Below are 13478 nucleotides of genomic sequence, written 5' to 3' on the forward strand. Positions count from 1 at the left end.
GGGGGTAGCGGGACACCCGCGCCGCGGCCATCCGCCGATCCGGTTCGCGACGAATGCTTCCGTAGACTGACCTGACATGTGCCGGACGTTCTCGGCGCGACAGCCGACCCGGCGTCACGGGGTTATGGAGGAAACGATGGGTGTGCTCGACCGGATCAGCTCGCCGGCCGATCTTCGGCCGCTGTCGGACGAGGAGATGGAGACCCTCGCGTCGGAGATCCGGACGTTCCTGATCGAGAAGGTCGCGGCCACCGGCGGACACCTCGGTCCCAATCTCGGCGTCGTCGAGCTGACGCTCGGCATCCACCGCGTCTTCGACTCGCCGTCGGACGCGATCCTGTTCGACACCGGCCACCAGTGCTACGTCCACAAGATCGTCACCGGACGCAAGGACGGCTTCGATCAGCTGCGCCAGCGCGGTGGGCTCACCGGCTACCAGGAGCGCGCGGAGTCCGAACACGACTGGGTGGAGTCGTCGCACGCCTCGGCGGCACTGTCGTACGCGGACGGGCTGGCGAAGTCGTTCGAGCTGACCGGTCAGCCGCATCGCGCGGTGGTCGCGGTCGTCGGCGACGGCGCCCTGACGGGCGGGATGTGCTGGGAGGCGATCAACAACATCGCCGCCTGTAACCGCCCGGTGGTCATCGTCGTCAACGACAACGGCCGCTCGTACGCACCGACGATCGGCGGTCTCGCCAGCCACCTGTCGGGACTGCGGCTGCAGCCCGGGTACGAGAAGTTCCTCGACGAGGGCCGCCGCGTCGTCAAGCAGGTACCCGTCGTCGGCGAACCCGCCTACGCGGTCCTGCACGGGATGAAGAGCGGACTCAAGGACCTGCTGGCCCCGCAGGCGATGTTCACCGATCTCGGACTGAAGTACGTCGGACCCGTCGACGGCCACGACATCGACGCCGTCGAGTCGGCCCTGCGTCAGGCACGGGACTTCGGCGGCCCGGTCATCGTGCACACCGTGACCCGCAAGGGCATGGGCTACGCGCACGCCGAGAACCACGTCGCCGACCAGATGCACGCCACCGGCATCATCGACCCGGTCACCGGCCGGCCCACGAGCGTGTCACCCCCGGACTGGACCGCGGTGTTCTCCGCCGCCCTGCTCGACGCCGGAGCCAACCGTCCCGACGTCGTCGCGATCACCGCGGCCATGCCCGGCCCGACGGGACTCACCCCGTTCGGTGAGCGCTACCCGGATCGCATGTTCGACGTCGGCATCGCCGAACAGCATGCGATGACCTCGGCGGCGGGTCTCGCCCTCGGCGGCCTGCATCCGGTCGTCGCGATCTACTCGACGTTCCTCAACCGTGCGTTCGACCAGCTGCTGATGGACGTCTCGCTGCTGAAGCAGCCGGTGACGCTCGTCCTCGACCGATCGGGTATCACCGGCCCCGACGGCCCCAGCCACCACGGCATGTGGGATCTGTCGCTCATGGCGATGGTCCCCGGTCTCCGTGTGGCGGCTCCGCGGGACGCGGTCCGGCTCCGCGAGGAGTTCGACGAGGCACTCGGCGTCGCGGACGGTCCGACGGCGCTGCGGTTCTCCAAAGGTGCTGTCCCCGAAGACATCCGGGCCGTCGAACGGCTCGACGACGGCGTCGACGTGTTGCACCGGACCGACCGTGACCTCGGTCCGGCGGACGGCGATGTGCTGATCGTCGCGATCGGCGCCTTCTGCGGACTGGCCGTGGACACCGCCGAACGCCTCGCGAGGCAGGGCATCGACGCCACGGTCATCGACCCACGCTGGGTCCTGCCTGTCCCGACGTCCGTGGTCGAGGTCGCGCGCCGTCATCGGCTGGTCGTCACACTCGAGGACGGGTGCACCAGCGGTGGGGTCGGGTCCGCAGTCGCGACAGCCCTGTCGGCGGCCGAAGTACTGGTACCCGTGCAGATCAAGGGCATCCCGCAGGAGTTCGTCCCGCACGCCTCCCGCGGCGAGATCCTCGCCGATCTCGGGTTGACCGCTCAGGACCTCGCCCGGTCGATCACCGCGACCGTCTCGGGCATGCAGGCCGGCCCTGGCCTGGACCGCGCGATCGAGAACACGCCCGACCCGGCGGAGAGCCGCGCCGAGGACTGAGCTCCCGGCGGTTGAATGCCGGAGAGGTCCGGTTTGGCCGGTGCCGAAGCTGGGCATTTTCTTTCCGTGAGCGACGAATCCGGTTCCGCGGGGATGCATCGCACCGACCCGCCGGTGCCGACCCTCGGGGTCGAGGAGGAGTTCGTCCTGGTCGACCGCGAGACCGGACGGCCGGTCGGACGTAACCGCGAGGTGGCTGCGGCGGCGTCGGCGCGCGGCCTCGACCTCGAGCTGGAACTCACCTCCTCCCAGGTGGAGATCGCCACGCCCGCGGCGGCATCGAGCCAGAAGATCGGCGATCATCTCCACCGGCTACGCGGCATCCTGACGGCGGCCGCCGACGATGTGGGCGTCGACGTCGTGGCCTGCGGGGTGCCGCCACGAGTGCCCGACTCGTTTCCGGTGACCGACACCGGCCGCTACCGCGCGATCGCCGAACGCTACGGCATGCTCGCCCACGAGCAGGGAATCAGCGGTTGCCACGTCCACGTGGAGGTTCCCGACACCGACACCGCCGTCGGGGTGTGCAACTGGCTGCGCCCGTGGTTGCCGGTGTTGCTGGCCCTGGCGGCCAATTCGGCGGTCTATCGAGACGCGGACTCCGGCCACGCGAGCTGGCGATCGGTGCTGTGGTCGCGGTGGCCGGCGGCGGGACCGCCACCACACCTGCGGTCGGCCGAGCACTTCGCCGAGACCGTCGAACTGCTCGTCGCGACCGGCGCGATCCTGGACCCGCACATGCTGTACTGGGACGCCCGGCCATCGGATCATCTGCCGACCGTCGAGGTGCGGGTCGGCGATGTGCAGATGCGGGTCGAGGAGACCCAGGTCTTCGCCACCCTCGTCCGAGCCGCGGTGATGACTGCCCTCGACGACCTCCGGCAGGGGGGACGGCGGTCACGGGCCGGCGCCGTCCTCGATCCGGCACTGCTGTCAGCTGCCTACTGGATCGCCGCCCACGACGGCGTCGACGGAAACGCGCTGGACCCGGCGACGGGGGCGCTGGCATCCGTGTGGACCCGCGTCGACCAGTTGCTCACGACTGTCGCGCCGGCGCTGGACCGGCTCGGTGACCGAGAGCGCGTCCTGCAGGCCCTGGGGCGGGTCCGGCGGGACGGCAACGGGGCCACTCGACAGCGGCGCATCTTCGAGGAGTCGGGGTCTGCGCTGGCCGTCGTTCGGGCGGCCACGTTGCGCCGGCCCGATTGACGGTGGGTTCAGCGCAGCGTCGCCAGGTTCGAAATCGACTTGTGCACATCGGATTCCAGGACCTTGGCGACGAGCCGTCCGACCGCTCCGTTGAGCAGCCCGCCGGACAGCTCGGCGGACAGGTCGAAGTGGGAGCCGTCGACGATCTCGTCGACCTTCATCGCCAGATCGATGTTCACCCCGCCGCGGCCGGTGCCCGACAGCGCGATGAGCCGTGGCTCGTCGTAGTCGGTGACGGTCCAGTGGATGACGTTGCGGAAACCCTTGACCTTGATGAGCGACGAGATCGTGGTTCCTTCGGTGATCGTCTCGGGAACCGGCGACCGCCAGCCGCCGAAGATCGTCATCCATTCGTCGAAGCGCGAGAGGTTGCTCGCGAGCGCCCATGCCGCGCTCGGGTCGAGGTCGGAGTCGATGCCGACGGAGACTGTGGCCACAGAGCTGCTCCCATCCGGAGAAGGTGGTCCGCTCGGGAAGATGACTTCCCCCGGGCGGTTCGGATACTCGGGTGATGGCATTCGGGTCGGGATCGAATGTACGCGACGACCGCGATGCGGGCTGGGCGCAGCGATCCGCGTCGGCGGGGTGCGGCTACTCGCCGGCCGCGGTCGTCCCTGGTCGGGCCGCCTCGAGGAGGGCCTGGGTCAACGCCTCGGCACAGAGGGTTCGCTGCCACGCGCGGGCGCCCGCCGCGGCCAGGTGCGCGTCGAGCGCCTCGGTCGTGATCGGCTCGGGCAGGCCGTCCCAGCACAGTTGCCGGACCACATCGGGTGCGAGCAGGTTCTCCACCGGCAGGGTGTGGGCGTCGGCGATCTCCTTCAGCGCCGGCCGGACCGCCTGCAGTCGTGCCGCGGCCTCCGGATTCCGCTGATCCCAGCGGCTGACCGGAGGCAGGCCCGGTCCGGTCGTCTTGCGCGACGGGAGCTTGCTGTCGGGGATCTCGCGGGCCCGTTGCAATGCCGACAGCCAGATGCCGGCCTGGCGCCGCTGGCGCGGGCCGCCGAAGACCGGCAGCTTCGTGAGGTCGGCGATGGACTCGGGGTTGACGGTCGCCGCGTTGACGATCGCGGTGTCGGGCAGGACGCGTCCGGGCGCCACATCCCGGCGCTGCGCCAGTTCCTCGCGCGCGGTCCACAGTTCGCGTACCGCTGCCAGCGCCCGCGTGGACTTGACGGTGTGGATGTTCGAGGTCTTGCGCCACCGGTCGGTACGCGGCGGTGCCGGCGGGCGGGTCAGGATGTAGGCGAATTCCTCACGCGCCCATCCGTCTTTGCCCTCGGCGGCGAGTGCGGCGTCCATCGCGTCACGCAGTTCGACGAGGACCTCGACGTCGAGTGCGGCGTAGTTCAACCACTCGTCGGGCAGGGGACGACGAGACCAGTCGGCGGCACCATGACCCTTGAGCAGGCCCAGCCCGAGGAATTCCGCCACCATCGCCGCCAGATTGACCTTCGCCAGGCCCAGGAGACGCCCGGCCAGCTCGGTGTCGTACAGCTCGACGCACTCGAAGCCGAGTTCGCGGAGGCAGGGGAGGTCCTGATCGGCGGCGTGCAGCACCCATTCCGGGCCCCGCAACGCGCCGATCACCGGTGCCAGTGCGGCGGGATCGCCGATCGGGTCCAGCAGGAAGCTGCCCGACCCGCGTCGTTTGATCTGGATCAGATAGGCCCGTTGGGAGTAGCGGTAGCCCGACGCGCGTTCGGTGTCGACGGCGATCGGGCCGCTACCCGCCGCGAGAGCCGCTGCCGCGTCGGCGAATTCGGTGGCGGTCGCCAGCACCGGTGGCACACCGCCGGCCGGCCGGAGCAGCGGGGTGATCTCCGGAGCCGGTTCGTCGGTGGCCGGTTCGTCGGGGGCGGGATCGTTCACGTCGCGCCGAGTTCGGTCACCCCGACCGGTGGGAGACCGGCGGCGGAGGCGAGGACATCGCAGAACGCCTCGAGATGGCTGCCGAGTCCGTCCGCGGTCAGCGCGGTCCAGGAGGCCCGCACCTCCAGTTGATGCGCGCGCGGAGGTCCGGCGATGTCGCCGTAGCGGACCGACGTGGTGGAGGTGACGGTGCCGCCGAGTGCGGTCACGTCGACGCGATGGGCGGAACCCTCGGGGGTGGCGGTGGCGCCCACCGGCACGCCGAGCGCATCGCTGATCCAGCTCCACGCCACCTCGGGCAGCAAGGGGTCCATGGCCAGCGCGGCCTCGACCTCGGCCTGCAGGAACGCGACGAGACGCATGGTGCCGTTCCAGGCGTCCTGGCCGGCGGGATCGAAGAGCAGGATGAGCCGCCCGAACGCGCTGCCCTGTGAATCCGTCGGCACGACGTCGAGGTCCTCGGGCGGGCGCACCTCGGCGCCGACGGCGTAGCTGTAAGGCGCCAGGCGCTGCGGCGGGCGGATGGGTCCGACCTCGATCTCGCGGCGGACCCGGGCAGCATGCAGCGACTCCACCGCCGCGCGGAAATCAGCAGGCTCGTCCGGAGCTCCCGAAGAGGTCACCGTTCGACCGTAGGGCGGGGGTGGCCGGGCGCGGCGGAGGCGCGCCGACACCACACGTGCGGGATCGGGGGGGCATGGCAGAGTAAGCGGTGATGTCGAACGCAACTGGTACCCGGGTCCATAGGTCGCACCTGCCGCTCGTCGCCGCGGCCACCGGCGCGACCCCCTCACGCCGTCCGGTGTGGTTCATGCGGCAAGCGGGTCGTTCGCTGCCCGAATACCGGGCCATCCGCGCCGATCACGGCATGCTGGAGTCCTGCTTCGACGCGGAACTGGTCTGCGAGATCACCATGCAGCCGGTCCGCAGACACGACGTCGACGCGGCGATCCTCTTCTCCGACATCGTGGTGCCGCTCAAGGCCGCCGGCATCGACCTCGACATCGTCGCCGGGACGGGCCCGGTGATCGCCGAGCCGGTGCGCTCGCCCGACGCGGTGTCGCGCATCCCGCGCCTGGAGCCCGCTGCGGTCGGTTCGATCGCCCGTGCGATCGAACTCCTGCTGGGCGAACTGGGAGACGCCACGGCACTGATCGGCTTCGCGGGTGCCCCGTTCACCCTCGCCTCCTACCTCATCGAGGGCGGGCCGAGCCGCAACTACGAACGAACCAAGGCGATGATGCACGGGGATCCGGAGACGTGGGCCGAGCTGATGGCACGTCTCGCCGACATCACCATCGCGTTCCTACGCGTGCAGCTCGACGCCGGCGTCGACGCCGTCCAGCTGTTCGATTCGTGGGCGGGCATGCTGTCGGCCGCCGACTACCAGCGTTTCGTCGCGCCACACAGCGCCCGCGTGCTGGCCGAGGTCGCCGAATACGGCGTGCCGCGCATCCACTTCGGGGTGGGCACCGGTGAACTCCTCGCCCCGATGGCACATGTCGGCGCCGACGTCATCGGCGTCGACTGGCGGGTGCCGCTCGAGGAGGCCGTGCGCCGGGTCGGTCCGGGCAAGGCCGTGCAGGGCAACCTCGACCCGACCCTGCTGTTCGCCGGCACCGATGTGGTGGACGCCGAGGTACGGCGGGTCGTCGCCGACGGCGACCGGGCCATCGCGGCCGGGGCGGTCGGGCACATCTTCAACCTCGGCCACGGCGTGCTTCCCGGCACCGACCCGGATGTGCTGACGCGGGTCGTCGAAGTGATCCACAGCCTCTGATGTCCCCGCGGGTCCGGATCGCGATCGTCGGCGGCGGGATCTCCGGCCTGACCGCCGCCTACCGCCTCCGTCGTGCCCTCGGGTCGGACGCGCACATCGACCTCTTCGAGGCCACCGCACGGCTGGGTGGTGTGCTGCACACGGCGACCGTCGGCGACCGGCCCGTCGACGTCGGCGCCGAGGCGTTCATCGTCCGGCGCCCCGAGGCGCTCGAACTCGTCACCGAACTCGGCCTGGCCGACCGGGTCGTCTCACCGACTCCGCGACGTCCCGCGGTGTGGTCGGGGGAGCGGTTGCACCCGCTGCCCAGTCCGGCGCTGATGGGCATCCCGGCCGGGCCGGCGGTGGTCGACGGTCTCGCCGACCCCGCCGACATCGAGCGTATGACCGGCGAACCCGAACGCCCGATGAGCTGGGGGACCGGCGCCGACGCGTCCGTCGGGCAACTCGTCGCCGAACGGTTCGGACCCTCCGTGGTCGCCCGCAGCGTCGACCCGATGCTCGGCGGTGTGTACTCCAGCCTCGCCGGCGACATCGGGGTCCGTGAGGCGCTCCCGGCACTCGCCGCGCGCCTGGACGCGGGCGCGCCGTCGCTCACGGCGGCCGTCGGGGCCCTCATCGCCGCCGGTGCGGGCGCGTCGGGACCCGTCTTCGGTGCACTCGTGGGCGGCTACGCGATCCTCCTCGACGCCCTGCGGACCGCGGCCGGGGTCGACCCCGACACCAGCAGTCCGGTCACCGAACTCGTTCCGTCGGGGGATGGCTGGGAGCTCGACGTGGACGGGGCCGCAGACCGGCGACCGTACGACGGCGTGATCCTGGCGGTGCCGGCCTGGCGGGCCGGCGACCTCCTGCACCGATCCGTGCCGGACCTGTCCGTTCCGTTGCGGACCGTCCGGCGCGCCTCGTCGGTCGTGGTGTCGATCGCGTTCGCGCCGGGCACAGCGCTGCCCGAGCACTCGGGTGTGCTGGTGGGCACCGGAGAAGGGTTGCGCGCCAAGGCGTTCACGTTCAGCTCACAGAAGTGGGCCCATCTGTCGGGGCCGGACACCTCTGGCGCGGACCGGCCGGTGTCGGTCCGGGCGTCGTTCGGGCGGTTCGGTGCGCCGGTACCGGATGAGGCCACCGAACCCGGGGTCGACGACCGGTTGCGGCGTGCGGCGCTGGAGGATCTCGACGAGGTGTGCCGTGCCGCCGGCGTCGCACCGGTGTCGTCGCGGGTCGTCGACGTGTACGTGCAGCGCTGGGACGACGGGCTGCCGGTCTATGCGCCGGGCCACCTCGCGGCGATGGCGCGGGTGCTGGCCGCGCGCCCACCGCGCCTCGCACTGGCCGGGTCGTCGTACGCAGGGGTCGGGGTACCGGCGTGTATCGGCCGGGCCGGCCGCGCGGCGGCCGAGCTGCTCGACGATCTGACGTGACCTGTCACCGCTGACCTGCCTGGTAGTTGTGTGGGCGGCGGTGGCACGATGGCATCCATGAGCCGCTTGGACTACGCAGAACTCAACTCGACGATCCGCTACCTGATGTTCTCGGTGTTCGCGGTCCGCCCCGGTGAACTGGGTACCGACCGCGATCAGGCCAAATCCGACGCCACGGACTTCTTCAAGTCACTCGAGGACAGCGGCGTCGTGGTGCGCGGGGTGTACGACGTGTCGGGGCTGCGCGCCGACGCCGATTTCATGATCTGGTGGCACGCCGCCGACGTCGAGCCGATCCAGGCCGCCTATGCGAAGTTCCGCCGCGAGACCGTTCTGGGGCGCGCGTGCAACCCCGTGTGGAGCAATGTCGCCCTGCACCGCCCCGCCGAGTTCAACAAGAGCCACATCCCGGCGTTCCTCGCGGGCGAGGACCCCGGCAACTACATCTGCGTCTACCCGTTCGTGCGGTCCTACGAGTGGTACCTGCTGCCCGACGAGGAGCGCCGCAAGATGCTCGCCGACCACGGCAAGGCGGCCCGCGCGTACAAGGACGTCCGAGCCAACACGGTGTCGTCGTTCGCGCTCGGCGACTACGAGTGGCTGCTGGCCTTCGAGGCCCCCGAGCTGCATCGCATCGTCGACCTCATGCGTGACCTGCGTGCCACCGAGGCCCGGATGCACGTACGCGAGGAGACGCCGTTCTTCACCGGTCCCCGGGTAGAGGTGCCCGCGCTCATCGACGCGCTGCCCTGATCCGGGGCACGGTCGCTACTCGGCGGGTTCCAGCTTCAGGCTGATGCTGTTGATGCAGTAGCGGAGGTCGGTGGGGGTGTCGTAGCCCTCACCGGCGAAGACGTGACCGAGGTGGCTCTTGCAGTTCGCGCAGAGCACCTCGACGCGCCGCATACCGAGCGAGGTGTCCTCGACCTCGATGATCTTGTCGCCGGCCAGCGGAGAGAAGAACGACGGCCAGCCGCAATGTGATTCGAACTTCTGCTCGCTGCGGAACAGCTCGGTGTCGCAGGCGCGGCACCGATAGACCCCGACCGTCTTGGTGTCGGTGTACTCGCCGGTGAAGGGGGCCTCGGTACCCGCCTGGCGTAGGACCCGGTATTCGGCGGGAGTCAGGCGCTGCTTCCACTGCTCGTCGGTGAGGTCGGCGAGATTCTCGGTGTCGGTCCGCGGGGTGCTGTCGGTCATGCCTTCCACGGTAGCGCGCGCGTCCGGACCGACTGTGTCAGCGCTGTTTCGACAGGCTGATCGAGTCCTTGTCGCCGGGCTCCGCCGTGCTGTCGAAGGCGTCGGCTCCACCGGCCGGGATGCGCGGCGCATCGGACTCCGACCGGACCGGCGTCACCATGCCGGTCACCCCGTCGGACCGCATGTCGAGGTAGCGGAACAGCAGCGAGCAGAACACCGCGATCATCAGCAGCGACCAGCCCCACGTGACCTTGTTGTACTCGACCATCCAGCCGAACGCGGTCCAGCGGTCGGAGTAGAAGCCGTCGAAGGTCATACACCCGTAGACGCCCAGCCACGCCGGCCAGTTGCGCATCGGTGACCCGGGGAGGAGCACCGTCATGAGCAGCGGGAACAAGAGCATCGAGTAGTAACCCTGGCCGAGCGAGCCGACGAGGAACGTGGTGCACAGCAGCACCCCCGACGACGCCGTGAGCCACAGCAGTTCGTTGGTCTTGCGGTAGTAGCGGTACAGGAACCACAGCGAGAACGCTGCCATCACCACGAATGCCACGCGCAGCAGCAGGATCAGCCACGGGGCGACACCGAAGTACGCGCCGTTGCCCGCGATGGAGCTGTTGTAGTAGTCGCGCGCCTCACCGAGATACGGGACCGTTCGGCTGATGAAGTCGTTCGCATCGACCGAGAGCGGCCAGGCGACGACCGTCAGGACGACCGGGATCGCGATGGTGAGGGCGAACACCCGCCACTGACGACTGAGCAGCGGCAGCAGCATGAGGGGTGCCAGCACCGGCTTGACGGCCAGGGTCAACCCCATCGGTACGCCGGCCCACCAGTCGTGCCGGGTCAGCATCAGCATGAGGAATGCGATCAGCCCCAGCAGCACGAACGAGTTGAAGTTCGTGAAGATCAGTGTGTGCGAGACGGTCTCGGTGCTGAAGAAGAAGAACAGGACCGTCGGCATGACCCACGAGTTCAGCGCGTACCCGAACATCCTGGTGAGCAGGTAGGCGCAGACGAGCAGGGCGATGACGCTCACGGCGATGAACGCCCACCGCGCGCGCTCGTAGTCGATCACCGCGACCGGCGCCATCAGCAGGGTGCCCGACGGCGGGTACAGGTAGTGCGGGTCGACGGTGGCGTAGTTCTCGCCGTAGACAGGCAGACCGTTGAGGAAGTTGAAGGCCGCGTTGTACACGGGCTTGAAGTCATCGGTGCGGTCGCCGTTGACCCCCAGGAACACCGAGCGGTGCACGACCATGAGCAGGCTGATCGGCCACAGGACCATCGGGATGATCCGTTGAGCACTCATCGGGGGGTAGAGATACCTGTCGAGATTGGCCACCCGCGAACCGTACTACGCGCGCCGTCGAGCTCAGAACCCTGCGCGCGGTCCGACCGTCCTCACGTCGGGCAGCCGCGCTGGGTCGGGCCCTGCAGAGGGGCCCGGTCGACATATTCGACGACCACGTCGGCGGCGCAGGCGCTCCGTCCCAGGACCGAGAAGCCCAGACCATCCCAGGTGACCGTCACCGGTTCGGCTCCGGCGTTCATGAACAGCGGGACCAGGGCGGCGGCTCCCTCACCGCCGTTGATGGAGTCGCGCGTCCCGTTGAGGATCAGCGGGTCGGCCGGCAGCGACGTGGGTGGCCGGACCGGATCGCCCGACGCCCAGCCGTTGCATCGGACGAGCGAGAGCGCGCTGTCGGCGCCGGTGAGGGGATTCTGCTTCGACCACGCGTCCACGAGGCCCGGCACTTCGTTCTGGCCGACCGGTCCGGTGACGTCGTTGCAGCGGGAGACCTGGGCGCCGTCGGGCAGCCGGAGGGTCGCGGCGCGTTCGGCGAGGCGGACGAGCGCCGCGGTCTCCCCGCGGTCGGCGGCCGCGATCGCGTCGGCGAGGTCGAGGAGCGACTGCGGCCGGTCCGCGGCGAGTGCCAGTGTCGTCGTGATCGCGCTGAGGGCGGTGGTGTCCGACAGCGACGGGAGGTCGCCCGCGCGTGCCTTGGTCAGCAGGCGGGTCATCGTCGCGACTCCGTTGGAGCCGAGCGCACAGCCGGTCAGCGCCGAACAGCGCTGTGCGAAGCCTTGCAGGGCGACCTGAACGCCCTGTGACTGCGACTGCGCGCGGTCGCGCGCGTTCGCGCCGAACGGCGTCGGGGTGTCCAGGATGATCCGCCCGGCACGTCCGCCGTACAGCGACGCGTAGCTGAGCACGACGTCGGAACCCTCGCCGGTCCCGATGAGCCCGAGGTGTTCGACGCCCCAGCGCTGACGGAGCGACTCGAGGTCCGCGGCTGCGTTCGCCGCCCCGAAGCTCAGCTGGTAGGGGGTGAGCGTCTCCGTGCAACCGTCGGAGGACGACGACCCGGCGGCCGCCAGCCGGGAGATCCGTGCGTCGGTGGTCGTCCCGCGTTCGGTGAGGCCGTTGTTCGCGATCGTGTCGCGTTCCAGTCGGGTCATGCAGTCGATGTCACTGCTGAGCGGGATTCCGCGATGGTCGACCGCGACCACGGGGTGCGACGCGAGCAGTGCCCGGCCCGGCCCGGCCGTCATGACCATCAGGGTTCGGGACGACGGCAGGTCGGAGCCGGAGGTGAGGACGAGCGGCGCGGCATCGGGTGGGGTGTCGGCCGTACGGGCTCGGGTCACCGCCACCGAGATGGCTTCGCCGTCGGGTTTGTCACGGTCGATGGGCGAGTCGTATTCGGCGCATTCGACGGTCACGCCCTCCGGACGTGCGACCCCGTACCGTTCGCTGGTCTCGGCCGCGCACTCGCTCCACTCGAGATCGGTCTTGGGCGCTGCGAGCGCCGGTACCGGTGGAGCGGTAGACGAGGACGGGGCCGGCCCCTGCTGACCGCCGCCCCCCGGGATCAGGTCCGGGCCCCGATCGGGGCCGACCGCGCAGGAGGAGAGGACGATCGCCGCGATCGCGCCGACGACGACACCCGCGAGAGCCCTCGGGCGGGTGCTCGGTCCTACGCCGACGGCCGGGGTGTGCGCTCTTGGCATGTTCGCGAGAGTAGTCAACGTCGACCGAGAAGACCCCGGGCCGGGTGTCGGCGCGTCAGGCGTGGAACCGACGACTCACTGCGTCGAGGAGCGGCCGTGACGGAGCCAGCGGGTGAACACGAAGCCGTCGTCGTCGGTGATGATCGTCGCCGGACGCAGGGCGCGTAGCACCGCTGACCCGTCGGCGGACCCCGAGCCCCCGATGGCCACGATGCGCCCGGCGTTCCCCCCGACCAGGTGCGGGCTCGTGGTCAGGCAGAGTTCGTCGAGGGCGTCGGCCGCCACGAGTGAACCCAGCAGGCTGGGGCCGCCTTCGCAGAGCACACGTGACCATCCGCGATCGGCGCACCGCTCCAGGATCGCCGGTGTCGACACGGTGTCGTCGCCGCAGTCGAGCAGGGTCGCGCCTGCGTCGAGCAGCGCTCGCCGACGATCAGCGGGTGCGCTGGTGCACGTGAGGATGACCGTGTTCGGGTCGGACACGGGCTCGAAGTCGGGTGGTATCGACAGCGATCGGGACACCAGCGCGAGTGCCGGCGCAGGGGCCTGCCCCAACGATTCGCGATGCGCGGCGAGAGCCTCGTCCGGCTGGGGCCGGCCGTAACCCTCGGTCGTCGCGGTGCCCGCGCCTACCAGGATGATGTCGGCGAGTCCGCGCAGCACGCGGAAGACGGCCTTGTCACCGGGTCCACCGAGTCCGCCCGACTTGCCGTCGTAGGTGACGGCCCCGTCGATCGACGACACCATGTTGGCGCGTACGAACGGCGCGGCTGCCCCGGGACCCGACGACGGACGAGGTGGGTAGAGGTAGAGCTCGGCCAACCGGTCCAGTTCGTCATTGGTTGTGACCTGGGTCGCTTTCTGCAGGTGGAACATGTGTCCATCATTC

General features: G+C 70.2%; 12 protein-coding genes. 5 read left to right on the plus strand and 7 right to left on the minus strand.

Annotated features, from left to right (window positions below; translation table 11 throughout):
- Positions 1–136 precede the first annotated feature (136 nt).
- Both dxs and KTR9_RS12005 read left to right on the plus strand, forming a co-directional pair.
- Positions 137–2095, plus strand: coding sequence for a 1-deoxy-D-xylulose-5-phosphate synthase (dxs, locus tag KTR9_RS12000; RefSeq protein WP_010840895.1), 1959 nt, complete (start codon positions 137–139; stop codon positions 2093–2095).
- A gap of 93 nt (positions 2096–2188) precedes the next feature.
- Positions 2189–3304, plus strand: coding sequence for a carboxylate-amine ligase (locus KTR9_RS12005; protein ID WP_044507880.1), 1116 nt, complete (start codon positions 2189–2191; stop codon positions 3302–3304).
- Between the two features lie 8 nt (positions 3305–3312).
- Here the strand turns inward: KTR9_RS12005 and KTR9_RS12010 are convergent, their stop codons facing one another.
- The 3 genes from KTR9_RS12010 to KTR9_RS12020 all read right to left on the minus strand — a co-directional run bounded on the left by KTR9_RS12010 (position 3313) and on the right by KTR9_RS12020 (position 5796).
- Entirely contained in the window at positions 3313–3741 is a 429-nt protein-coding gene (locus KTR9_RS12010; RefSeq protein WP_014926581.1) for a type II toxin-antitoxin system Rv0910 family toxin, read from the minus strand.
- Between the two features lie 154 nt (positions 3742–3895).
- The gene (locus tag KTR9_RS12015; protein ID WP_014926582.1) at positions 3896–5173 is read right to left on the minus strand and encodes an HRDC domain-containing protein; all 1278 of its coding nucleotides are present in this window, start codon (positions 5171–5173) and stop codon (positions 3896–3898) included.
- Positions 5170–5796, minus strand: a complete 627-nt coding sequence (locus KTR9_RS12020; protein ID WP_035716956.1) for a DUF3000 domain-containing protein — start codon at positions 5794–5796, stop codon at positions 5170–5172. The genes KTR9_RS12015 and KTR9_RS12020 overlap by 4 nt, the downstream gene beginning before the upstream one ends.
- Positions 5797–5888: 92 nt before the next feature.
- Here KTR9_RS12020 and hemE point away from each other — a divergent pair, with 92 nt between their 5' ends.
- Genes hemE through hemQ form a run of 3 tightly spaced genes read left to right on the plus strand, consistent with a single transcriptional unit; the run spans position 5889 to position 9127 of the window.
- Positions 5889–6953, plus strand: a complete 1065-nt coding sequence (gene hemE, locus KTR9_RS12025; protein ID WP_083888960.1) for a uroporphyrinogen decarboxylase — start codon at positions 5889–5891, stop codon at positions 6951–6953.
- Positions 6953–8374 (plus strand): FAD-dependent oxidoreductase, encoded by a 1422-nt coding sequence (locus KTR9_RS12030; protein WP_014926584.1) that lies wholly within the window; start codon positions 6953–6955, stop codon positions 8372–8374. The genes hemE and KTR9_RS12030 overlap by 1 nt, the downstream gene beginning before the upstream one ends.
- A gap of 57 nt (positions 8375–8431) precedes the next feature.
- On the plus strand, positions 8432–9127 hold the full coding sequence (hemQ, locus tag KTR9_RS12035) for a hydrogen peroxide-dependent heme synthase (RefSeq protein ID WP_044507882.1): 696 nt from the start codon (positions 8432–8434) through the stop codon (positions 9125–9127).
- A 15-nt stretch (positions 9128–9142) separates the two neighbouring features.
- Here hemQ and msrB read toward each other — a convergent pair whose 3' ends face one another.
- From msrB to KTR9_RS12055, 4 genes are all read right to left on the minus strand, one after another.
- Positions 9143–9574 carry a peptide-methionine (R)-S-oxide reductase MsrB gene (gene msrB, locus KTR9_RS12040; protein ID WP_010840903.1) on the minus strand — a complete coding sequence of 144 codons (432 nt, stop codon included), beginning with the start codon at positions 9572–9574 and terminating at the stop codon, positions 9143–9145.
- 37 nt (positions 9575–9611) lie between these two features.
- Positions 9612–10919: a glycosyltransferase family 87 protein gene (locus KTR9_RS12045; RefSeq protein WP_044506545.1), complete on the minus strand. Its 1308-nt coding sequence runs from the start codon at positions 10917–10919 to the stop codon at positions 9612–9614.
- A gap of 59 nt (positions 10920–10978) precedes the next feature.
- Complete coding sequence (locus KTR9_RS12050; protein WP_014926587.1) at positions 10979–12589, minus strand: alpha/beta hydrolase; 1611 nt, start codon at positions 12587–12589, stop codon at positions 10979–10981.
- A 75-nt stretch (positions 12590–12664) separates the two neighbouring features.
- Positions 12665–13465 carry a pyrimidine reductase family protein gene (locus tag KTR9_RS12055; RefSeq protein ID WP_044506547.1) on the minus strand — a complete coding sequence of 267 codons (801 nt, stop codon included), beginning with the start codon at positions 13463–13465 and terminating at the stop codon, positions 12665–12667.
- Between the last annotated feature and the right edge of the window lie 13 nt (positions 13466–13478).

It is taken from the genome of Gordonia sp. KTR9, assembly GCF_000143885.2.
Classification (GTDB): Bacteria; Actinomycetota; Actinomycetes; order Mycobacteriales; family Mycobacteriaceae; genus Gordonia.